The following is a 23,458-nucleotide window of genomic DNA, read 5'->3' as shown; positions in this document are numbered from 1 at the left end:
TTGAGGCGAGTTGCGTGGCTAAAACCATTCAAGATACAGAGTACAAACAATTTTGTTCATTTTTGGAACATCAGTGCGGGATCGTGCTGGGTGATAATAAACAATACTTAGTTAAAAGCCGACTTAGCCCGCTTATGGCGAAGTTTGGCTTTGATTCTTTGTCTGAATTATTAAAAAAAACTTCAAGTGTAACCGAGCGTAATTTACGTGCGGCAGTGGTTGATGCAATGACCACTAATGAGACATTATGGTTTAGAGATTCCTACCCATTCCAATTACTTGAAAGAGATATTTTACCTAGCTTTGGTAATAAGCATGTCAAAATTTGGTCGGCTGCGTCTTCTAGTGGCCAAGAACCTTATTCGATTGCAATGACCGCGTTGGAATATCGTCGAAAATTTCCTGGGCAAGGTAATATTTCTATATTGGGCACTGATATTTCGCCATCTATGCTGGATATATGCAAAGCCGGTGAATACGACAGTTTAGCCTTGGCTCGTGGTTTATCGCCTGAGCGCAAGCGTCAGTTTTTTGAACCGACGGAAGGTGGCTGTATGAGATTAAAGCCCGAGGTTAAACGCCTTACGTCATTTCGGCAGGTAAATTTGTTAGACAGTTATACGTTATTGGGTAAATTTGACATTATATTTTGTCGTAACGTATTAATTTATTTTTCAGCCGATTTAAAAAGTAAAATTTTGGCGCAATTTGCACGGGCGCTTAATCCTAATGGTTATTTGTTTTTAGGCGCATCTGAATCGATCACTGGCTTAAGTGACGAATTTGAAATGCAGCGCTGCAACCCAGGTATTATTTATCGTAAAAAAGGTTAAATCTCTTGGTGGTTTAGCCTTTTATCTTTATTTTTGAAGTTTTAACCTTTCTACTATAGCACTGTCAAATTTAGCACAGTCAAAGAATAACCCCTATTAAATTCATTTTAAGTTGTTGAAAAATAACAAATAAAATTATTTTATAATTGTTGGCATCGCAATTGCTTTATCTCCATTAGTTACAATTGGAGACAAAAAAATGGCGATCTCATTAGATAAAGCATTCGGTATTCACCCAGACGCACTTGCGTTGCGTATGAAGCGCTCTGAAGTGCTATCCAGCAATATTGCTAATGCAGACACTCCTGGCTATAAAGCCAAAGATTTTGATTTCCAAGCGGCGCTGTCCGGCGCTAAAAAACAATATACCAGTTCGATGACACGTACGCATGAAAAGCATATGAGTGTCACTAGTTCAATTGATTCTAGCTTGCAGTTTCGTACCCCAAGTCAACCTGATACGGGTGATGGAAACACGGTTGAGTTACAGCAAGAGCGAATGGAATTTTTGAAAAACCAATTGGGTTATAACGCCAGTATACAATTTTTAACCGGTCGGATTAAGGGCATTAAAAATGCGCTTAAAGGAGGTCAAGGCTAATGAGTTTATTTAATATTTTCGATATATCAGCAACATCGATGGAAGCCCAGTCGGTACGTTTGAATACTACCGCCAGTAATTTGTCGAATGCTAATAATGTTAGTAGCTCGATTGATCAAACCTATCGTGCTCGTCATCCGGTATTTTCAGCCGAATTAGATAGAGCAACGGCAAATATGAATGATTCTGCCGCTGTAGGGGTAAAAGTTGTCGGTGTGGTTGAAAGTGATAAGCCGTTACTTATCGAATATAACCCAAATCACCCAATGGCAGACGACAAAGGTTATATCTACAAACCCAATGTTAACGTGGTTGAAGAGATGGCAAACATGATTTCTGCATCCCGTTCATACGAAACTGGCATTCAAATTGCAGATGCAGCTAAGAAGATGATGTCCAGAACGTTACGTTTAGGACAAGGTACTTAATAAGGTTTAGCAAATGTCTGAAGTAAGCAATTCAAATTTCGCTGATTCACTGCGTTGGGAACGAAATAAAGTTGATACAACTGATAGTAATCAGAACGGTCAGGCTATGACTCAAGAAGATTTCTTTAGTTTGTTAACCACACAGCTTGCGGCACAGGACCCAACTAAGCCAACTGACAATGATCAAATGATCTCGCAGATGACACAATTCACTATGGCTGACGGTATTAGTGGTTTATCGAGTCAGTTTGAAGAGTTTACTTCGGCTTTTAACTCATTTATGTCCGACAGCCAAGCCCAGCAAACTTCAAATAAAGCGCTACAAGCTTCAAGTATGGTTGGTCGTGAAGTGCTGGTAGCCAGTGAAGAAGCGGCGCTATATCAGTTTAGCGAAGAGCAGTTTGCTATGGGTGGTCAACTTGCATTTGATAACTCGATGAACGACATCAAGTTAACCATTCGTGACGAGGGTGGTAAGCATGTGGCAACCGTTGACCTTGGTGCGGCAACCGAAGGGCCGATCCAATTCGCATGGGACGGTAAAAATGAAAGTGGCGAACAATTGCCGGCTGCGCTGTATAAAATTTCAGCGACTGGGATTGATGCCAATAGTGGTGAAAAAGTCAGTTTGGCCACCAGCACCTATTCTCGGGTGGATAGTGTGCGCTTTGGCAATGGTAATGAATTAACAATGAATCTGCGCGGTTTGGGCAGTTTCGCAATGGACGAAATTATTGAAGTTGCGCCTTAAATTTTGTGGGTAGCAAAACATAAGGCGTTGATCGGAAAATAACTAAGAGGTAATTAGAATGTCATTTAACGTAGCACTGAGTGGTATTGCCACAAGTCAGAAAGACTTAAATACGACAGCAAACAACATTTCGAATGCCAACACGTTTGGTTTTAAAGAGTCGCGCGCGGAATTCTCTGATGTTTTCGCATCATCAATTTTTGGTGGCGGTGATACAAAAACCGGTGACGGTGGTTTGACATCGGTTGTTGCACAACAATTTGAGCAGGGCAGTTTGTTGTTTACCACAAACTCGCTTGATATGGCCATTACAGGTAACGGCTTTTTTGCAGTAACCCCTGATTTAGAGTCACGTGAGATGACATTTTCACGTGCTGGTAACTTTAAGCTTGATGACGATAATTTTGTAGTGACAAACTCGGGTAATTATTTACAAGTTTACCCAGTTAATGAAGATGGTACGTCACAGGGTGTTAGTTTAAGTACTACATCACCATTACGTATTCCGGATTCGGCGGGTATTCCAGTCGCAACTACAGAAATTGGCATGACGATGAACTTGGATGCTCGTCAAACGGGTTTAGATCCGACATTGTTTAACCCTAATGATGACACAACGTTCCATGCGCGTTCTTCAACGACGGTTTATGACTCATTAGGTGATTCACATATTGTCACTACCTATTATGTTAAAGATGCAGGTTCAGCAGCAGTTGGTGAGAACCGTTGGGTTGTCTTTATGTCAATGGATACTGACGGGTCAGGAAATCCAATTCCAGTAGATTTAACAGGTACTGCTACAGATACCACATCTGATGTTTCGACTGCAGCTGCTCCGCAAGCGGCTGCTGGTACTACTTCTACTGGTACAACAGCATCACCTACGGGGTACTCAGCTGGAGATGGCAATTTCGTAGGGGTTCCCGTAACATTTGATTCAGCTGGATTAGTGAGTCATGTCAATGGTTACGATGTAGCAAATGCTCAACCACCATTTATTACCACTCAAGCTCTAGGAGACGATAACAACGCCGCCACTGCTGACGCTAATGCATTAACTAACGGCGCAGATGGTACGCAAACTATCACGTTAAGTTTTACTGATCCTGTGCAATTTGCATCTGAGTTTGAAGTCACGGCGTTAGAGCAAAATGGTGCGACGGTGGGTCGATTAACTGGGGTATCAATTAACGAAACTGGTCTGGTATCAGCTAACTACAGTAATGGTGAAGTCGACTTTTTAGGTCGAGTTGCCTTAGTGCGCTTTGCGAATAACCAAGGTCTGCAACAGGTAGGTAATGCCAGTTGGAAAGAAACGATTCAATCCGGTGAGCCGCTAGCGGGTGAGGCCGGTACAGGTACCTTTGGTGAAGTGGTTTCTTCTGCTTTGGAGCAATCTAACGTAGACATTACCAAAGAACTGGTTGACTTAATTACTGCGCAAAAAGCATTCCAAGCGAACTCGCGGGCGCTAGATGTAAATAGTCAGTTACAACAGAATATCCTACAGATCCGATAGTGCTTAATACTTAAAAAACTATCGGCTGTAGCAAAAAATTTAGTTTGGGTGTGTTTTACCTCTCACACTCAAACTATCCCTTACTACTACCCCAGCAAAGCCTTCACTCTACTAGCATTCATGCTTTTAGTTTGGAGGCTTTTATCTTTATCCATTCGTTAAAAACAGGCTCTAACACAACTTGGCGTATTAACAAGTCTCTCTGTGTGAATTGACTATAACTGACTTTTCAATTGTCTAAGGTTCTGTTTTCATTTTTATTTTATATAAATCATTTTAACTTATTGAAAAATAACGATAAAAAATAAATTTACAATTGGCACGCCTGATGCATTGTTAAACAGAGTAGTAATAACGTCAATTTTTTAACGGCAGGTGAACTATGGACAAAATGCTTTATTTAGCCATGAGTGGCGCTAAGCAGAACATGCTTGGTGTCTCAATGCACGCCAACAATTTAGCCAATAGCAAAACCATAGGCTTTAAAGCTGACCTTGAGCAAGCGCGTAGTATGCAAGCGTTTGGCGAAGGTTTGCCATCGCGAGTTTTTTCGATGACAGAAAGCCCAGGTCAAAATATGTCGGGTGGTGCTTTGATCACAACAGGCCGTGAATTAGATATCGCGTTGCAAGGGCAAGGCTGGTTCGCGGTTCAAGACAATACAGGTAACGAAGCCTACACGCGAGAAGGTAACTTGAGTATTACGCCAGAAGGTTTGTTAACTACAGCTCGGGGTAACCCTATTATGGGAGAAGGTGGGCCAATACTGTTGCCGGTTCCGGTCGAAAAAGTTCATATCGGTACTGATGGTAGTGTAGTTGTTAGACCGCAAGGGGCTCCTACTAATTTTGTTGAAGTGGTTGACCGCATAAAAGTGGTTGAAATGAACAATGATAATAAGCTTGATAAAGGGACTGACGGCTTATTTAGACCATCTGAATTAAATGCGTTTGGTCAATGTGGATTTTGTGAGTTGTCACCTAATGTCAAAATTATTAATGGTGCGCTTGAAGCCAGTAATGTGAATCCAGTAAGTGAAATGATTTCGATGATCAGTCTGCAAAAGCAATTTGAGATCCAAAGCAAACTGATGAAGGAAGCTAAGCAGATGGATACTAAGTCAGATATGTTGATGCGCGTTTTCTAACCTAGTCTTTTCGCTCAGGTTTTATGGTTTATTGTCAGCGCTTGCTCGCCCCAATCACATAATAGAGCATATGCTCATGGGGGCTCGAAGCTTGCCTGCATGGATGCAGGTAAGGGGCGTTAGCAGGACGCGGTAGCTTTGACAGCTTCCCCTAAAACCCGATCGCTTTGACTAAAGTTGTTTTTTTGACGTTATTAATTAAAGAATTTTATTTGTGAGGAGTCGATTATGCATCCGGCACTGTGGATAAGTAAAACAGGGTTAGACGCCCAACAAACCGATATTGCAGTTATTTCAAATAACCTAGCGAATGCCAGCACTGTAGGCTTTAAAAAAGGTCGCGCTATTTTTGAAGATTTGCTTTATCAAAATATTAATCAACCTGGTGGGCGTTCGTCGCAAGATACCGAATTACCTAATGGTTTAATGTTAGGTGCGGGCGCGAAAGTGACTGCGACGCAAAAAAACTTCTCGCAAGGCAACATGTTAAGTACTGAAAACTCATTGGATGTCATGATCCAAGGTCGAGGTTTTTTTGAAGTATTACAACCCGACGGCACCATTGCCTATACCCGCAATGGCCAGTTCTCCATTAATGAAAATGGTGAGTTAGTGACATCGGGCGCTGGCTTTTTATTACAGCCCAATATTGCTATTCCACAAGACGCGCAATCCATTACGATTTCGCAAGACGGCGAAGTGTCGGTTAAGCAGCAAGGCAATGCCGACAATACCGTTGTTGGCCAAATTACAGTATCTGATTTTATTAATCCGTCGGGTTTGCAACCTGTAGGGCAAAACCTTTATACCGAAACTGCTGTCAGTGGTGCGCCTATTCAGGGTAACCCAGGTATTGATGGTTTAGGTTTGTTACAGCAAGGGGCGTTAGAAACCTCAAATGTTAATGTAACAGAAGAGTTGGTTAACCTAATTGAAAGCCAAAAAGCGTTTGAAATGAACTCTAAGGTTATCTCGTCGGTTGACCAAATGTTGAGTCAGGCTATTCAGCAACTTTAAATCGCTTTGATTAAATTAAAAGATGTGTTGAGGAGAAAAGGTATGTGTCGTTTTATTGTCCTTTTTGCTATTACTTATGGGCTTATAGGTTGTGCTGCCATGCAGGACGACAAAACAGCCATACCGAATGATCCGTTTTATGCTCCTATTTTTCCTGAGCAGCAGGAAGAAAGTGTTATCCCGACAGGTTCTTTGTTTCAAGCGAATTACTCAAGCAGTGTTTATTCAGACAGTAAAGCGCGGCGCATCGGCGATATTATTACGGTTATGCTGCAAGAAAATACCTCAGCGTCTAAATCAGCTAAGGCAGAATACGGTAAAGAAAATGATGTCGCGCTATCACCTTTCACTGCACTGGGGCGCACAGCTACTGTCAACGGTAATCCGTTAAACCTTTCATTGCAGTATGAATCTGAATTTAAAGGCGACTCTAAAGCCGATCAAAGCAATAGTTTAAATGGTCAAATATCGGTGCACGTTATCAAAATATTGCCGAATGGAAATTTAATTGTGCGCGGTGAAAAGTGGTTAACCTTGAATACGGGTAAAGAATATGTGCGTATGACGGGGATTTTACGCCCTGCTGATATTAGCTCATCCAACACAGTGGCGAGCAATCGGGTTGCTAATGCGCGCATTGAATACAGTGGCACAGGCTCGTTTGCGGATGCCAACAAACAAGGTTGGTTGTCTAAGTTCTTCTATTCTGATTGGTTTCCTTTTTAATTTAAGCAAGGTGTAGGGTAGTACAATGAAAATTAATTTTTGGCGCCTAGGCATACTGATTTGCTTACTTTGGATTGGCACAGAATACAGTTATGCGCAACGGGTTAAAGACTTGGCTAGTGTGCAAGGTGTGCGCACTAACCATTTAGTGGGTTATGGTTTAGTAGTCGGTTTGCCGGGTACGGGTGAGCAATCGCCTTTTACCGAGCAAAGCTTTAGAACCATGCTGGCTAACTTTGGTATTACCATGCCATCGACATTAAAACCTAAAATTAAAAATGTAGCCGCGGTAATGGTAACCGCAGAATTACCGGCATTTGCAAAACCCGGTCAAAAAATTGACGTGACAGTGTCATCTATTGGTAGCGCGGGTAGTCTTAATGGCGGAACCTTAGTGCAAACCTTTATGAAAGGTTTAGATGGTGAAGTGTATGCTGTGTCGCAAGGTAATTTAGTGGTTGGTGGTTTTGGTGTCGCAGGAGAAGACGGTTCAAGGGTCGTGATGAACACGCCAACCGTTGGTCGGATCCCCAATGGTGCCATAGTCGAGCGTTCAGTTCCGAATGCATTTGGCCATGGTGACTACTTGGTCTTCAATTTGCATAACTCTGATTTTACAACAGCGCGCCGTATGGCTGACGCTATTAATGAGTTAGTCGGGCCTAAAACAGCAACGGCGATTGATGCGACTTCAGTAAGAGTGATGGCACCACGTGATTTAGGGCAACGAGTTTCCTATATTGCCACGCTGGAAAATGTCGAATTTACTCCGGCTGATGCGCCAGCTAAGGTGATTGTTAATTCGCGTACTGGCACCATTGTGATTGGCAAAAATGTTAAGTTACAACCGGCAGCGGTGACACATGGTGGGTTAACGGTGACAATTGCGGCCAATCAGCAGGTTAATCAACCGAATGCTTTTTCGGAAGGCGAAACCGTGGTCACCAAGCAAACCGTGATTGATGTGGCGCAAGATGATACGCGTATGTTTGTATTGGATGCTGGCGCAAGCTTAGATGACTTGGTTCGGGCCATGAATGAAATTGGCGCCGCCCCTGGTGATTTAATGGCGATATTAGAAGCGTTGAAAGAGTCTGGCTCATTACACGGCGAATTAATTGTTATATAGATAACTATGATGGATAAACTCGAACAAACCCAAATGCTATATCATGATCCAGCTGGATTAGACCAGTTGCGTCAGGCTGGGCAAAACAATGATAAAGAGGCGCTACGCAAGGCGGCTCAGCATTTCGAGTCCATTTTTATGAACATGCTGTTAAAAAGCATGCGTAAGGCCAATGAAGCACTAGAAGACAAAGATAGTCCATTTAATAGTCATTCGGCTAAGTTTTATCAAGGTATGGCGGATGATCAGTTAGCCACTGAATTGTCTAGCACAGGGGCTTTGGGGTTAGCTGACATTATTGTTCAGCAACTTAGCCCTGAAAAAGATAATTACATGCCTGGCTCAGTTGTGCGCAGTGATGGCTTATTACCTGATGGTGGTTGGCAGCAAAAATCAGTAAACCCTCTGGCTTTGGCAACCGAGCAAGCCGATGACGAAAAAAATCAAGATCCGCTAGCTGTACTACGCATCCATTCTGAACAATTGCAAAATTCAGTACTTAAAGTGGCTGAAGAAAAGTCTAAACAACTCAGTCAGTTCCAACAGCCAATAGAGCAAGATGAGCAGTTCAAAGATAAACAAGATTTTGTCAGTAAATTATTGCCTATTGCTGAAAAAGTGGCCAGTAGCATAGGCTTACCTCCAATCGCTATGGTGGCTCAAGCCGCACTTGAAACGGGTTGGGGGCAAAAAATGATCAAAACCGTATCGGGTGATAATGCATTTAACTTTTTTGGAATTAAAGCGGATAGCCGTTGGCAAGGCGATTCAGCCGTGCGCAACACTATGGAATTTAAGCATGGTCAAATGGTGACTGAAAAAGCTAAGTTCCGCGCCTATGACAGCATAGAGCAAGGGTTATCAGATTATGTTAGCTTTATTAAAGATCAGCCTCGTTATCAAGGTGCATTAAAGTCGACTAATGATCCGCAACAATATTTTACTGAGCTGCAAAAAGCGGGCTACGCGACAGATCCTAACTACGCTAAGAAAATACTATCTGTTTTACAAGATAAAGTGTTTAATAGCGCTAAGGCTGAAAAACCAAATCTTTATTAAAGATTCCAGAAATGCTGCCGATAGAAAAACAGCTATACTTATATTTATTGTTTAGTTTTAGATAAACAAAAACTCGAGATTTTGTTTATCGACAGTATAACTTTGCATCGTAAGCCATAGCCTAATTGCAATTAGGGTAGAGTGAGTATTTCATGTCATCTGAGTTATTAAAGTTAGGAACCTCTGCGTTACTGGGTAATCAGAGCCACCTACAAACAGTTAGTAATAATATCGCTAACCTCAACACTCCGGGTTACTCACGGCAGCGTACTGAATTTACCAGTTATGTCGAGTGGGGGTTAGGCCGCTCCGAAACCGTGCGTTTGTTTGATAAATTTGCCAATGACCAATATCGCCGCGATCTAGAAACCAAAGGCCGTACAGAATCCTTTAGTAAAAATACTGACACATTAGACAATTTGTTTGCTGATGACCAAACCAGTATTGCCCAAGGTTTAGATGATGTTTTCGGCCGCTTGAATGAAGCGAATGATGAGCCGTCGGCTTTAACGCCACGCCAGCTAGTTATCTCTGATTCGCAAGCCTTGGTTGCGCGTATGCAATCCTTGTCTGAGCGTGTCCTTGAACAAGAAGATATAGTTAACGAAGAAATCGATTTGACCATATCTGAGGTTAACAGTTTAATCGCCAGCTTTTACGATATTAATGAAAAAGTGGTTGCCGCTTCAGCGGGTGAAAATAACGATGCGTCTTCCAATATGTTGGATGAGCGTAACCAAATTATTCGCGAGTTATCAGAAATTATTGGTGTTAATACTATCAATGTGGAAAGTGATGGTATTGAATTGGTCGCCCCTAATGGTCAACCACTGTCAATTGACGGGGCGTATTTTAATTTACGTACCACCCAGGGTGATCCTGATCCTGAACGCTTACAAATAGAAGTATATTCTATTAACAACCCTAACAATGTCTCTGATTTTGCTGAATCCAATGCTGGTGGCAAGTTAGGCGGTTTGTTAGATTATCGGCGAGAAGTATTAGACGAAACCATTAATTCGTTAGGGCAAATGGCCATCGCTTTTTCTGATGCAATGAACCAGCAAAATCGTAAAGGGGTTGATTTAGAAGGCAACCTTGGTTCCGATATGTTCAGTATACCGTCGACGAATGCGTTAGGTTATCGCGATAATTCATCAAACTTTCATGATATTGAAGTTCGCATTGAAGATGGTCAAGGTGCAAGCGCCACTAACTTCGAATATGAAGTTGTGTTTACTAGCAGTACCGAATATACGGTTCAGGCTTTAAAACAGGGCGAAGCTTATGGCAGTGCCTCTGGCCCGTTTACTATTCCAGGTAATACGACTGATTTCCAAGGTTCATCTGATGGCCTGCCGGATGGTTTAGAGCTAAGGTTTGATCCCGATTCGTCGACAGCCAGTGGTGGTTTTACCACGGGCGACACTTTTTTACTGCGTCCAAGCCGCTTGTCAGGCCTTGATATTGAAATGAACTTTGATCGGCCTGAGCAGTTAGCATTAGCCGCACCAATCTCCGTTAATAACCCGTTAACTAACCTAGGTAGCGGTCGTATTGAATTAACTGACATTACCGATACCAACACGGATAACACAAGCTTAAACCAAACCGGTTTTACAGACGATGTGAACGGGGATGGTACAACGGGAGATTATGGTTTAGATGCTGACGCGCCCTCTAAAGTGGTTTATACCTTAGCAGGCCAATACGAGGTGCAAGACTCAACCGGTGCGGTTATTGGCACGGTTGCAAGTGGTGAAAACATTATGCAACAACTGCGTGATGCGGGTACTTGGCCAACAGCGACTCATGGCGAGGATTATCCAGGCTATGAAATTACAGTCGATGGTCAGCCTCGCGCGGGGGATGAATTCAATATTGAATTTAATAGTGATGGTTTTGACGATAACTTTAACGGTTTAAAACTGGCAGAATTGCAACAAGCCGATACCATGCGGCGTAATATATTAAGTAGCTCGGGCAATACATTAACCTTTGCCGAAAGTTACTCTAATTTGATCGGTTTTGTTGGTGATACGGCAAATAGAGCCAGCATAGCTTATGAGTCGTCACAAACTTTGCTAGCACAATCTAAATTGCGGGTGGACGATATGTCTGGGGTTAACCTAGATGAAGAAGCGGCGGACTTAGTGCGTTACGAGCAGGCATATAGTGCGGCAGCACGGGTGATTACCGTAGCGCAAACCACTTTTGATTCTATACTGCAAGCGGTTAGGGGATAATTATGCGAATTACAACTAATCAACTTTATCAGAATAGTGTTAACGGCATACTTGAAACACAAAAGAAATTGGTGCGTGCGCAGGATGTGTTAATTAAACAGTCTAACGTACTGAAACCGTCTGATGATCCCGCAGCGGCAACCAAAATTGTCCGTTTAGATGAAGATTTAGCGCGCTTAGAGCAATTTGAAAAAAATACTATATTGCTTGAAAACTCGTTAGAAAATAAAGAAGTCGTATTAGGAAATATTCATGGTTCGATGCAGCGCGCCCGAACCTTAGCTATTCAAGCGGGTAATGGCGCCATGAATGACCAAGATCGTCGCGCGATGGCTTCAGAATTAGAGCAAATCCGTGACGAATTGTTTGACTTGTTCAACTCGAAAAACGGTCAGGGCGAATATATATTTTCGGGCTCTAAATCAAGTGATCCTGCCTTTGTAAAAACCAGCAATGGTTATGAATATCAAGGCGATGAGAACGTTAAGAAAATTCAAATATCAGAAACCTTAAAACTGGACTCAGGTGTGCCAGGTTCTGGGTTTGCTATTTTTGAAGATACTGAAGCACGCAGTACTTTATCGATAGATACTGCTAGCTCAACTGCGAGTGGTAGTTACTCAGTTTTTTCAAGTGATCAGTTTGAGGCTTATCACAAATCTAACTATGTAGCCGTGCCGCCAAACCCTGTGGGCAGTAATGACTATAGTGTGGTATTAACTTCACCATCAGTTTATGAAGTGCGGGATAATGGCGGAACCGTACTGGATTCCGGCAATTTAGACTCGGAAAACAAATTTGTTTATGCGGGTCTACAGTTTCAAATTAATGGCACAACTGGCGATCAGTTAAACTTTACCCTAGATCAACCCAATAAAGAAAATACGCTGAATTCACTGACTAGTTTAATCAACACCATGAATAACGCTGAAAATACCAGTGATGACTATTTTGAAGAACTCAAAAGCGCAATATATTCATTTGATCGTTCCATGGAAAATGTCAGCTCGGCGCGTTCGCAAATTGGTGGTCGCTTAAATGTGGTGAGCAGTGTTAACTTGTCCAATTTGGATCAAGAAATTAACCTAAAAGAAGCGCGAGCTAAAATTGAAGAAGTTGATTTTTCAGAAGCCATCACTGAGCTGCAAAAGCAGGAAACCGCATTAACGGTGGCGAATCAAACCTTTAGTAAAGTCACTGGCTTGTCTTTATTTAATTTCCTTTAGTTCTTCCGTATGGTTTTTCGCTGAGAGTGTCACTCTCAGCGTCTTATTCATTTTTATCCCCGATATACATCAATAAGTGCTTTATCCATTTTGCAGTTACTCTGCGTATTCAGTAGAATGCGGCACTAAAACCCAAGAGCGTGAATAACGCTTAAGAGAACCTACCTTGTTATCCACACAAGTTAAATTTTTTTCCTTTGAATGGCCTAAACTGACCGTTTGGTTAGTGGCGACTTGTTTGTTGTTGCTACTATTAATTACGCCAATTTTTTCGTTATTTATTGCCAGCTTACAGGCTGATGACGGTATTTTTAGCCATTTGATGAATACGGTATTGTCGACTTATGTCATCAATACCGTTTTATTGGTGTTTAGCGTTTGCTTGTTGAGTTTACTTATTGGGTTACCAGCCGCGTGGTTAATGGCCATGTGTGATTTTAAATCAAAACGGTTTTGGTCATGGGCAATGATACTGCCATTGGCAATGCCAGCTTATGTCGTAGCCTATGTTTACACCGATTTGTTTGACTATGCCGGTCCAATACAAATTGCGCTAAGAGACTGGTTTCAATGGCAAACGGCTCGCGATTATTGGTTTCCTGATATTCGTACTCTCGGCGGTGCGGCCATAGTTTTAGCTCTCGTGCTTTATCCTTACGTTTATTTACTGTTGCGGTCGGCTTTCAGTAGTCAAAGTATCAGTCAATTACAATCTAGCCGAATTTTGGGGGATAGTGCTTGGCAAAGCTTCTATAAAATTAGTTTACCGCAGGCCAGAGGCGTGATTGTTGCTGCGTTAGCCTTAATAGCAATGGAAACCATGGCCGACTTTGCAACCGTACATTATTTTGCCGTTAATACCTTAACTACCGCCATTTATGATACATGGCTTGGTTATTACAATTTGTCTGCAGCAGCTCGTTTGTCGGTACTTATGTTGGTTTTTATTGCGTTGTTTTTATTTATTGAAAAAGCCAACCGTAAGCAGGTAAAAAGTTATTCTCGCAGTGATACCTTCAATCAAGGCGCTTTATATACATTAAATACCAAACAAACGGTTTGTGCGATTATTTACATGGCAATAGTATTCTTTTTAGGATTTGTATTGCCAGCCATCATATTGTTGGATTACGGAGTGGTTTATTTTGCCCAAGCTTGGAATCAAGCGTTTATTGACTATTCATTGAAAAGTTTAATGATAGCCGCACTGGTTGCGGGTGTTTGTTTATTGGTTGGGTTAGTGGCTAATTTTGCTGCTCGGCAACAATATGAGAACACTTTGGCGCAAGCTCCTGGTCAGGCTATGGCTGCCGGTTACGCACTACCGGGCACAGTGTTGGCTATTGCTGTACTGATCCCGCTGACTCAATTTGAGAGTCTTAGTAATCGTTGGCTAAATGACTGGATAGGTTACACGCCGGGATTATTTTTAAGTGGTACCTTATTTGCCATTGTATTTGCCTACGTAGTGCGTTTTAGTGCCATTACGCTTGGCGCTGTACGCGAAGCTCAAGCAAAAATTTCGCCTAACTTAGATAAAGCTAGTTTGACGATGGGTGTCGGGTTTAGTCGCACTATGCAAAAAATTCATATGCCGTTATTAACCAAAGCGTTATTAAGCAGTAGTTTATTGGTTTTTATAGAGGCCATGAAAGAGTTACCAGCCGCATTATTGTTGCGACCTTTTGGCTTTGAAACCTTGGCGACCTATGTATATCAGTATGTGAGCGATGAGCAGTTAGAACACGCGAGCCTTGCTGCTATTACCATAGTGGTTGTAGGGCTGATACCGTTAATATTTATCAATAATTTTGCGACTCATGATAAAAACAATTCTGCCTAAAAATATTGAAAAGTATGCAATTAAGGATTATCCACAGTGAGTGAAAATCAACAGCATCCTGCGTTACAAGTGAATAAGATTCACGTTAGTTATGGCCGCCAGCCGGTATTAAAAGGAATTGATTTTTGTTTAGAACAGGGTGAAATCTTGTGTTTATTAGGCCCTAGTGGCTGTGGTAAAACGACAATATTAAAATCACTGGCGGGATTAATTTCACTGGATTCAGGTGATATTAAAATCAAGCAGCAAGTCGTGAGTAGTGCCAGTAAACAAGTCGCAGCGGAAAAACGTAATTTGGGCATGCTGTTTCAAGATTATGCTTTGTTTCCACATTTAACCGTGGCTGACAATATTACTTATGGCTTAAGTAAAGTAGCTAAAGCGGATAAAACCAAGCGCTTGCATGAGCTATTAGAATTAGTGCAGTTGTATGGGCAAGAGTCTAAATACCCTCATCAATTATCGGGTGGTCAGCAGCAAAGGGTAGCATTAGCAAGATCTTTGGCTTATCACCCTGATCTATTATTGTTAGATGAACCTTTCTCTAATATCGATAATAAGGTTAAGTTTGAACTGATTGAACAAGTGCGCGACATTATTAAAAAGGCTAATGTTGCGGCTATTTTTGTCTCGCACAGTAAAGAAGAGGCCTACGCCTTTGCTGATAAGGTAGCGATTTTAAACCAAGGTGTACTAGAGCAAGTTGATGCGCCTGAAGTGCTTTATCACGCGCCTAAGTCTGAATTTGTCGCGGCATTTATGGGGGCTATCAATAAAGTGACAATTGCCAATTTGGCACCACAACAAAGACATAATTTAAAGGAAGAACTGCACTGTGCTGAACGGGTTGGTTTTCGCCCTGAGCATATTGGCGTTGTCACATCTGATGCTGGCGACCCAGTAGCGGAAAATCAAATTAGCGCTATTTTGAGTAGTAAACGTTTTGTCGGCTCTTATTATCAGTTAAAACTTGATACGCCCTATGGCGCTTGGTTAGCCAATTATGCCAATGGTGCCGACTTGCAAGTTGGGCAGTCAGTTAATTTACAGGTTGATTGGCATCAAGCGATAGCGCTTTAATCAATGTGCAGTAATGGTCTACGGTACTGCGCAGAAGGTAATTTAGATACCGACTTTTGTGGCCGAGCATTTGTGCGTGCAGAGCCAGCAAACTTTTCTATTGTAGGCGAGCATTTATGCTTGCAGAGCCAGCAAACTTTTCTTTTGTAGGTGAGCATTTATGCTTACAGAGCCTGCAAAATTTTCTTTTGTAGGTGAGCATTTATGCTTGCAGAGCCTGCAAAATTTTCTTTTGTAGGTGAGCATTTATGCTTGCAGAGCCTGAAAACTTTTCTATTGTAGGCGAGCATTTATACTTGCAGAGCCTGCAAAATTTTCTTTTGTAGGTGAGCATTTATGCTTGCAGAGCCTGCAAAATTTTCTAACCAAAAGAGCAAGGCTACCAAAAGTAGAGGCTTTGAAGCCACGTCTTACAGCAAGCCTTATTAAGTTATAGCTTTAGATGGTTTGCTGCTTGAAATGCTGAATATAGTCTTCTCGCTCAGGTCTTATGGTTCATTGTCAGCGCTTACTCACCCCAATCACATAATAGAGCATATGCTCATGGGGATTCGAAGCTTGACGGCTTCCCCTAAAACCTGATCGCTTTGACTATAGTTACAAATAAAAAATAATTTAACCCCTTTTTTCTTTGTTCAACGTTTTGTTTATGAAGACTAAAAAAGGGGAATATCATGCCATCAATATCAGCTTTAATACATAATCCAAATAACGTTTTATCTAATCAATCTGCACTATCTGCCCAACCGGCGCTACTGAGCAAATCTTTGCTACGTATTAGCGTTACCTTTCTAATGGGGATCGTTTGTGCCTTTGCTTTATTTGCTGTCATGCAAGCGCTTATCGCGAATGACCAAGTTGCACCTATAACCCCGACAACCCATCAGCCGATTGATTTTGTTTATACGCAATCGGATGAAAAGGTAATTGAGAAGCCAGATCCTCGACCAAAATTAAAACCTCCGGTACAGCCACCGCAGCGTCAATTGTCAACCGCAACGGAGACAGAAGTGGCTATTGCTGAACCGCTAATTGCCGTTAATACTAACTTTGTTGGCGAGTTAGACACAGGTGTTAATAATGCAGGGGGCTTTACCAATGGTGATGCGGCGCCTATAGTACGTGTCGAACCTAGATATCCAGCTGCTGCGGCACGCAACGGTATTGAAGGTTGGGTTAGTTTGCAGTTTTCGATTAATGAATTAGGCGCTGTTGAAGATGTATTAGTGATTGAAGCTCAACCTAAACGCGTATTTGATCGCGAAGCGAAACGAGCCTTGTCGCGTTGGAAATACAAACCACAGGTGATTGACGGTGTGCCACAAAAACAAACGGGCTTAACCGTGAAGCTTGAGTTTAATATGAACTAAACTTGGCTTAGGCTAGAGCGTGTTTCTGGCCTAATTAGTAAAATTCAAATTTAATTTTGGGCGAGGATGTCATTTGTCTTTCACTGCTAGAATATTATCTATGTTTGAACGTCACGCCGAGCCTGGGTGTGACGACTTAATGGCTGAATATGCCTTGACAGGGGATCCACATTTACTGTCCTTATTAGTCGAGCAATTGGGTAACGATTTGTATTATTACCTTGTTAAACAAAGTGATGCTGCAACTGCAGCGGATATTAGTCAGCAAGTGTGGTTAAAAGTGATAGAAAAACGCCAGCGTTATCAGTCACAACAAAAAGTTAAACCTTGGGTTTTTACCATAGCGAGAAATTGTTTGATTGATCATTTACGGCTGAATAACAAGTGGGTACAGGATGTAGATACGTTATTAGACCATCCGGCAAGTATGGATGAGCAACCCGCTCATCAGCTAATGCAGGCGAGTCAAAAACAAGGATTCGAACACTTGTTAAAGCAATTACCATTTGAGCAACGGGAAGCATTTATATTGCAACAAGAAGGGTTATCTTTACAGCAAATAGCAGATGTTACTCAAACCAGTACAGAAACCGTTAAAAGCCGCCTTAGATACGCCCGTAATTTGTTTAAAGCTCACCGAGACTTATTGTCATGAAAAAAGTCATGAAAAAAGATAACCCGACATCAAGCAATTTTGAATCAGAGTTGTCTGAGGCCTATCAACGGGACAAGGCACACTATCAATTACCTGTTGACGTGCAGCAGCGTATTATTGCTCAAGCTGCCCGACAAAGTTCGCAAAGTCGTTCAAGACCGAAAACAAATCTAACCGCATGGTGGGCTCTTGCCGCATCTGTTTTTGTTGCCTTTCTTGGCGTTCAAATAATTGATGCTAGTTCTACATGGCAATCTGAAGCGGAATTGGTATATCAACCTACTAATTTAACTAGCGAAGAAGCCATTACAATCAATGTAATAGAACCCAACTTACAAACTCGTTTAGCGGCAGAAATTTTAACTGATCATAAAAAGTATCAGGCTTATAAAAATACTTGGCAGCAGCAAGTCGCTAACTTGAATGCCACTTATCAAGGTGAAACTAACGATCTACATTATATGCAATTGGCTCGTCTGACTAAACAGGATAGTCAATTGAGGTTAGTGCTCTGCGAACAAGCCAAAGCGAAAGTACTTGAAAATTTCACCTTGAGGCATGAGACAACAAGCCCAACTCAATTCAATTTATCGCAATTCACGGGCTCGCAAATGGTGCAATTAGTGTTAAATAGGCAGGGAGATGTCATTGCTATTCGTTCTCTAAACCAGTCGCATAGTTGCTAAATTTTGTAATAATTCAGCGTAATGAATTGATAAGTCTAGGTGGTTTCATATCTTCGCAGAAGGTAATTAATATACCGACTTTTGTGGGTGAGCATTTATGCTTGCAGAGCCTGCAAACCTTTCTGTCCAAAAAAAAGGAGCTTGTAAGCTAGGTTTCGCCACAACAACCTAATTATGCTGTAACTTGGCTATAAGCTCGTTGCTTGAGATGCTATATCGCGCCTGCGATTGGCGTATGGTGATAGATTAAACCTGACAAAACTTTGAATTAAGCTATTTGTTCCACATCGCATTGATGCTTTAAATATCTGATTTATCAGCGGTATTTTTTGGTGTTGATTGAGGTTATTCCTGTCTCATTGGCTATACTGATTGTTAGTTATTAGAATTTAATCCTAACTTGAGCCATGAATAATCTTAGTATTCGAATTAAATATTCTGTTCCCTTGTTTATTGTTGCTGTTGCGCTTCTTGTTATTATGATTGCTAACATGATGCTCACGAAAAATTTGGAAGAGAACGCAGATGTTTTTCCCACTGGATTTATGCCTGCAATTAATGTGGTGTTAAATGCCGATCGAGATTTATATCAAGCGCGTGTGGCCGAAATTCAATATGTTTATTCCAAACAAAACCAAGCGCAGTTTCGCCAAGAGTTTGAAGAAAATGCCAAACAAGCCAAAGATAGATTCAATGAGTATCGGCAATTAATGCAAAATTACCCTAAGGTAATTTCAGAATTGCGCGGGTTTGAAGCCGCTTATCAAAAGTGGTATCGCTCAGCTAGCCAAGTCTTAGCTACGTATGATAATGGTAATGTTGAGTTAGCTATTGAGCAAACAAACGGCCAGTCTAACCAAGATTTTTCCGCATTACGGGAATTATACGACGTGGCCGGTGAGCGAGCATTTGAAAGTGCTAATTTATTGCAAGAGACCATTAAAGCAACCAATGCTAAACATAAAACAATTACTTGGTTAGTGGTTATCGTGATTGTTGGGATTGCTGCCGCGGTGGCGATATTTAGTCAAAATGCTTTGTTAGCGCGCATTCAAGAAATTACCCAAGGTATTGACGATATTACGTCAGGAGGCGGTGATTTAACTAAAACCATTAATGTAAAAAATCACGATGAAATTGGCGAACTTGGCTTAGCTTTTAATCGGTTTGTTGCCAGTTTACGGACTTTAATTTCACAAGTTAGGCATGATGTTGATGATCTTCACGCTAGTTCAGATGTTTTAGGGCAGTCTGCCAATAAAGCTGATGCGGTGGCAAAACAACAAAGCCAAGCGTCAGATATGATAGTGAGTGCCGTGCATGAGATGAGTTTAGCGACCAGAGAAATGTCATCTATTGCGCAAAATACGGCGGATGAAACAGAAAGCGCCATGCGTTTTGCGTCACAAGGTGTGGAGGTGATCAATAAATCAGTTGTGCAGATTGAGCAGTTGTATCACACAGTGGAAGGCGCGTCGGACGGCGCTAAAAAATTATCGGTCGAATCATCAAATATTTCTGGTGTGTTAGATGTGATCCGCGGTATTGCTGAGCAGACTAATTTGTTAGCACTTAACGCTGCGATAGAAGCGGCTAGGGCGGGCGAGCAAGGTCGTGGCTTTGCTGTTGTTGCGGATGAAGTAAGGACTTTGGCCCAAAAAACGCAAGAATCGACAGACAGCATTCAAAGCATGATCTTAGCTGTGCAAGATGGTGTAACTAATGTTGTTGATAAAATTCAAGATGGCTTTGACAAGGTAACCAGTTCTGTGGAGTTAGCCAAAGAGACCGAGACATTACTGGACAATACACTGAGTCGGGTGACTAAGGTTAAAGACATGTCGATCCAAACAGCCACCGCGACAGAGGAACAATCTGCAGTTACAGAAGACATTAACCGCAATTTACATGATTTAAACAGCCAAATTCAAACTACTTCTGAGGTCGCCGCAGATACTAAGAAAGCATCCGCACAAATTCAAGGGTTGGCAGGCAATATTCATCAAGGTGTAGGGCGATTTAAACTGAATTAAATTGGCGACCGGTAACTTCCTGACTCTCAAGCTGTGGACGGCTATTACCTCGGCTTTTGCGTACCGATAGGGCATGGGCCTGTTTTTTCTACACAAAAATAGCTAGCCTTGTTTCAACTAATTAAAATTTAGTCGAACAGTGTGCTAGCTATGCTCAGCAAAGCACATTTCAATCGCTTGGCGTAATTGCTCTGCGTTAAAAGGTTTAGTTAAATAATGGTTTATACCTAACTCCGCGGCTTTTTGTTTGTCTTGTTCAGACACGCTGGCGGTTAATGCGATAATGGGTAAATCAATTAAATTTAATTTGCTGCGGATGGCATAAGCCGTGTCAAAGCCATTTAAAACCGGCATATGCAGATCGAGTAATAATAAATCTAACGCGTTTTGTTCAATATGATCCAATGCTTGCTGGCCATTGTTAACAGCTTCACATTGAATATTGATCAATTTGAGTTGCTCGCGCGCGACGATTTGATTAATTTCGTTGTCTTCCACCAATAGCACTTTCAGGTGACTAAAATCCGTTGCCGGTTGTGAGTCTTGCATGTTTAGCGCTTCTGAATTGGATTGCTCCTTAGTTTCTACAGCAGAAGTTTTCTCGGCAGTTAAATCGACTTTTAGTGGTAATTCGACGGTGAATGTTGAACCAACATTCAGTTCACTTTGCACATTGAGCGTACCTTGCATTAAATCAACCAGTTGTTTAACTATGGTTAGACCTAAGCCAGTTCCCCCAAAAGCACGTGTATTCGATTCATCGGCTTGCGTAAAAGCGTCAAATAAGCCGTCGATATATTGTTTGTCTATACCTATACCTTGGTCTTCGACTTTAATCGTCAGTGTGCAAGTATTGGAGTTGATAGGGGCCGTTGTTACCGTTAATTTTACTTGTCCTTGTTGGGTAAATTTAACGGCGTTAGAACATAGGTTAACCAGAATTTGTTCTAGTTGCGTTTTATCACCAATGAGCTGGTTTTGCTTGATGTCTGCATGAATATTAAAAGTGATGTTCTTATCCAAGGCTTGTTGTTCAAATAATACACGCGTTTGCTGAACAACATCACTTAGAGAGAATGGCGCTTCGATTAGGTTTAATTTACCACTGTCCATTTTAGTTAAATCTAACACATTATTAATTAGATTTAACAAATGCTCAGACGACTCGAGCACCTTGTTAAAGTAATCTTTTACTTTTGGATCTTGAGTGCGGCTTCTGCCAATTTGACTAAAACCGACGATGGCATTTAATGGTGTGCGGTATTCGTGGCTCATATTTGCTAAAAATTGGCTTTTAGCGTTATTGGCTTTAATTAAATCTTGATTAGTTTGCTCAAGTTCGGCCGTTTTTTGTGTAACTTCTAGCTCTAATTTGTGATTAAAACCAGTCACTATCATAATGAAAATTGTGCTAATGACTGCGAGTAAGCACCCTAGGATCAAGGTTATCCAACTTGTCCAGTCGGTGGCTTTAGCATCAAAATTAGAACTGCTAGCAAAATTAAAGGTTAATGGTGTCGAAAACCATTCAATCGTTTGACTGTAATGAAAATTAGCCGTTTTGTTGTAGCCATTATTAAATAGCGTTTTATTTTGCTCTTGATAAATAACTTGTACATGGAAATCGTTATTTGCTGCTTGTTTGTATATTGAGCTTAGCAAGGTGTCGATTTCGATAACGACTTCAGTGATACCCATTAAGTTTTGGTAGTTAGTTTGGCCTTGTGGCGTGCCTTGCTTAAACAACGGATAGTAAGCTACAAAGCCTGTGAATTTGTCGCGCTGCTGTGCCAGCGTTAAAGGCGGGGTGATTTGAATCGTCCCCTGAGTAACTGCTTTGTCAATAATAGGTGCAGCAACAGGATGGGTCGTTAATTCTAAACCCACTGCAGCTTGGTTGGTTTGGTAGGGTTCTAAAAATAATATGGGTAAATAGAATGCTTTACTTGGGGTTGCAGTTAACTGTTTGTCATGGTTTAAACTTTTTAATGAGTAGTCGCTAAAACCATAACTTTGTGCTTTTTTGTAAAAATCAGCTAAGTTTTTATGCTCGACTTTAGGGATCCAACCCAGCGCCCGTAAATTAGTATCATTGACGTTGAGCATAGTTGTAAAGGTTTTAAACTCGTCTCGGGTGACTTCTTCACTTGCTTGAATTAACCCAGCTAAAGAGTATAAATGTTGAGCAAATTCAGTTTCAGCCAATAAAATTTGGTTTGTGAGCTTTTGCGTTTTTTCAACAAAGCTAAGTTGTGCTCGCTCGTTAAAATGACCACGCGATAAAAAGAATACGCTGCTGACTAAAACAAAAATAATTAAAGACGGAGCAACAACCTTCCAACGATAAGGCGCTCGGCTAAAGACTTGATTATTGAACAGAAGTAATACGAGTGGTGTAAAAAATAACGTGCCAACAGAATCACCCACCCACCAAGTTAGCCAAATAAAAGCAGTTTGTTGGGCAGATAAGTCGTTATTGATAGTCAACACTGTTGCACCCACACTACAGGCCACAATACAAGCCATTGGCCCAGCTAACAAAGCAAATTTCACTATGCTGCGTAAGGTATAAAGCTTAATCGGGAGTTCACAATAACGATAAATTAAACAGCGAGCCAAAATGAGCTGTAAGCAAGTGCCTAATGCTAGGCAGCTAGGGATAAGCCAGTCAGATAATGAAGATGCAAAAAAGGAGTCAATGCCGACTTGAGAGTTGGCTAGAGTGGAGCCTAAAAAAGTGCCTAGTAAAGCCCAGCGTCCTAGTTTTAAGTAAATGGCTAAACCTATACCAGCCGCAGGCCAAATTGCGCTAGCAAATCCTGGTGGTATAGCAAACAATAAGCCGAGCTTGGCAAACAAAAAATAACAAACAAAAGCAATGCTGATTGCAAATAGGGGCTGATATCTCAAGGTCGTTAGCATTTTATTTTAAGCGTTATACTCTAGTTATAGCATTTAATTGTTAAAGTTACTGCCTAACCATTGATTTACTTTGGTTTATTTGCGTTTTTTTGGTGATTTTTTCAAGTTGTTTGTCATTTTTTAGACAATTTGCTTTTTAGCATCCCATTACCTCAGTTGTTATACTGAGGGTAATTCACTCACTATT

General features: G+C 41.4%; 19 protein-coding genes. 18 read left to right on the top strand and 1 reads right to left on the bottom strand.

Annotated elements, in window-relative coordinates; genetic code table 11:
- Nucleotides 1–14: 14 nt before the first annotated feature.
- From C2869_RS16695 to C2869_RS16610, 18 genes are all read left to right on the top strand, one after another.
- A complete protein-coding gene (locus tag C2869_RS16695; protein ID WP_108604023.1) occupies nt 15–833 on the top strand; it encodes a CheR family methyltransferase in 819 nt (272 codons plus the stop codon).
- A gap of 199 nt (nt 834–1,032) precedes the next feature.
- Nucleotides 1,033–1,434 (top strand): flagellar basal body rod protein FlgB, encoded by a 402-nt coding sequence (gene flgB, locus C2869_RS16690; RefSeq protein WP_108604022.1) that lies wholly within the window; start codon nt 1,033–1,035, stop codon nt 1,432–1,434.
- The gene (flgC, locus tag C2869_RS16685) at nt 1,434–1,862 is read left to right on the top strand and encodes a flagellar basal body rod protein FlgC (RefSeq protein ID WP_108604021.1); all 429 of its coding nucleotides are present in this window, start codon (nt 1,434–1,436) and stop codon (nt 1,860–1,862) included. The genes flgB and flgC overlap by 1 nt, the downstream gene beginning before the upstream one ends.
- Before the next feature lie 13 nt (nt 1,863–1,875).
- The gene (locus tag C2869_RS16680) at nt 1,876–2,613 is read left to right on the top strand and encodes a flagellar hook assembly protein FlgD (RefSeq protein WP_108604020.1); all 738 of its coding nucleotides are present in this window, start codon (nt 1,876–1,878) and stop codon (nt 2,611–2,613) included.
- A gap of 58 nt (nt 2,614–2,671) precedes the next feature.
- Nucleotides 2,672–4,132 carry a flagellar hook protein FlgE gene (flgE, locus tag C2869_RS16675; protein WP_108604019.1) on the top strand — a complete coding sequence of 487 codons (1,461 nt, stop codon included), beginning with the start codon at nt 2,672–2,674 and terminating at the stop codon, nt 4,130–4,132.
- 382 nt (nt 4,133–4,514) lie between these two features.
- Nucleotides 4,515–5,279, top strand: coding sequence for a flagellar basal body rod protein FlgF (locus C2869_RS16670; protein WP_108604018.1), 765 nt, complete (start codon nt 4,515–4,517; stop codon nt 5,277–5,279).
- Nucleotides 5,280–5,507: 228 nt separating this feature from the next.
- Nucleotides 5,508–6,296 carry a flagellar basal-body rod protein FlgG gene (gene flgG, locus C2869_RS16665; RefSeq protein WP_108604017.1) on the top strand — a complete coding sequence of 263 codons (789 nt, stop codon included), beginning with the start codon at nt 5,508–5,510 and terminating at the stop codon, nt 6,294–6,296.
- Between the two features lie 42 nt (nt 6,297–6,338).
- Nucleotides 6,339–7,022 carry a flagellar basal body L-ring protein FlgH gene (gene flgH / locus C2869_RS16660; RefSeq protein WP_108604016.1) on the top strand — a complete coding sequence of 228 codons (684 nt, stop codon included), beginning with the start codon at nt 6,339–6,341 and terminating at the stop codon, nt 7,020–7,022.
- A gap of 31 nt (nt 7,023–7,053) precedes the next feature.
- Entirely contained in the window at nt 7,054–8,151 is a 1,098-nt protein-coding gene (locus C2869_RS16655; RefSeq protein WP_199915692.1) for a flagellar basal body P-ring protein FlgI, read from the top strand.
- Between the two features lie 6 nt (nt 8,152–8,157).
- The gene (gene flgJ / locus C2869_RS16650) at nt 8,158–9,210 is read left to right on the top strand and encodes a flagellar assembly peptidoglycan hydrolase FlgJ (RefSeq protein WP_329604276.1); all 1,053 of its coding nucleotides are present in this window, start codon (nt 8,158–8,160) and stop codon (nt 9,208–9,210) included.
- Between the two features lie 152 nt (nt 9,211–9,362).
- Complete coding sequence (gene flgK / locus C2869_RS16645; protein ID WP_108604013.1) at nt 9,363–11,456, top strand: flagellar hook-associated protein FlgK; 2,094 nt, start codon at nt 9,363–9,365, stop codon at nt 11,454–11,456.
- A 2-nt stretch (nt 11,457–11,458) separates the two neighbouring features.
- Nucleotides 11,459–12,682 carry a flagellar hook-associated protein FlgL gene (gene flgL / locus C2869_RS16640; RefSeq protein WP_108604012.1) on the top strand — a complete coding sequence of 408 codons (1,224 nt, stop codon included), beginning with the start codon at nt 11,459–11,461 and terminating at the stop codon, nt 12,680–12,682.
- A gap of 166 nt (nt 12,683–12,848) precedes the next feature.
- Nucleotides 12,849–14,525, top strand: coding sequence for an ABC transporter permease (locus tag C2869_RS16635; protein WP_408011865.1), 1,677 nt, complete (start codon nt 12,849–12,851; stop codon nt 14,523–14,525).
- A gap of 36 nt (nt 14,526–14,561) precedes the next feature.
- Nucleotides 14,562–15,605 carry an ABC transporter ATP-binding protein gene (locus C2869_RS16630; protein ID WP_108604011.1) on the top strand — a complete coding sequence of 348 codons (1,044 nt, stop codon included), beginning with the start codon at nt 14,562–14,564 and terminating at the stop codon, nt 15,603–15,605.
- Between the two features lie 674 nt (nt 15,606–16,279).
- Nucleotides 16,280–16,975 (top strand): TonB family protein, encoded by a 696-nt coding sequence (locus C2869_RS16625; RefSeq protein WP_228710693.1) that lies wholly within the window; start codon nt 16,280–16,282, stop codon nt 16,973–16,975.
- Nucleotides 16,976–17,075: 100 nt separating this feature from the next.
- Nucleotides 17,076–17,630, top strand: a complete 555-nt coding sequence (locus tag C2869_RS16620; RefSeq protein ID WP_228710692.1) for an RNA polymerase sigma factor — start codon at nt 17,076–17,078, stop codon at nt 17,628–17,630.
- Nucleotides 17,631–17,638: 8 nt separating this feature from the next.
- Complete coding sequence (locus C2869_RS16615) at nt 17,639–18,316, top strand: hypothetical protein (RefSeq protein WP_159084204.1); 678 nt, start codon at nt 17,639–17,641, stop codon at nt 18,314–18,316.
- Nucleotides 18,317–18,723: 407 nt separating this feature from the next.
- On the top strand, nt 18,724–20,349 hold the full coding sequence (locus C2869_RS16610) for a methyl-accepting chemotaxis protein (protein WP_108604009.1): 1,626 nt from the start codon (nt 18,724–18,726) through the stop codon (nt 20,347–20,349).
- 144 nt (nt 20,350–20,493) lie between these two features.
- Here C2869_RS16610 and C2869_RS16605 read toward each other — a convergent pair whose 3' ends face one another.
- The gene (locus C2869_RS16605) at nt 20,494–23,271 is read right to left on the bottom strand and encodes a CHASE domain-containing protein (protein WP_108604008.1); all 2,778 of its coding nucleotides are present in this window, start codon (nt 23,269–23,271) and stop codon (nt 20,494–20,496) included.
- Nucleotides 23,272–23,458: the final 187 nt, after the last annotated feature.

Source organism: Saccharobesus litoralis (assembly GCF_003063625.1).
Classification (GTDB): Bacteria; Pseudomonadota; Gammaproteobacteria; order Enterobacterales; family Alteromonadaceae; genus Saccharobesus; species Saccharobesus litoralis.
The sequence above is the reverse complement of the archived record's forward strand: the minus strand, read 5'-3'. Positions and strand labels throughout refer to the sequence as shown.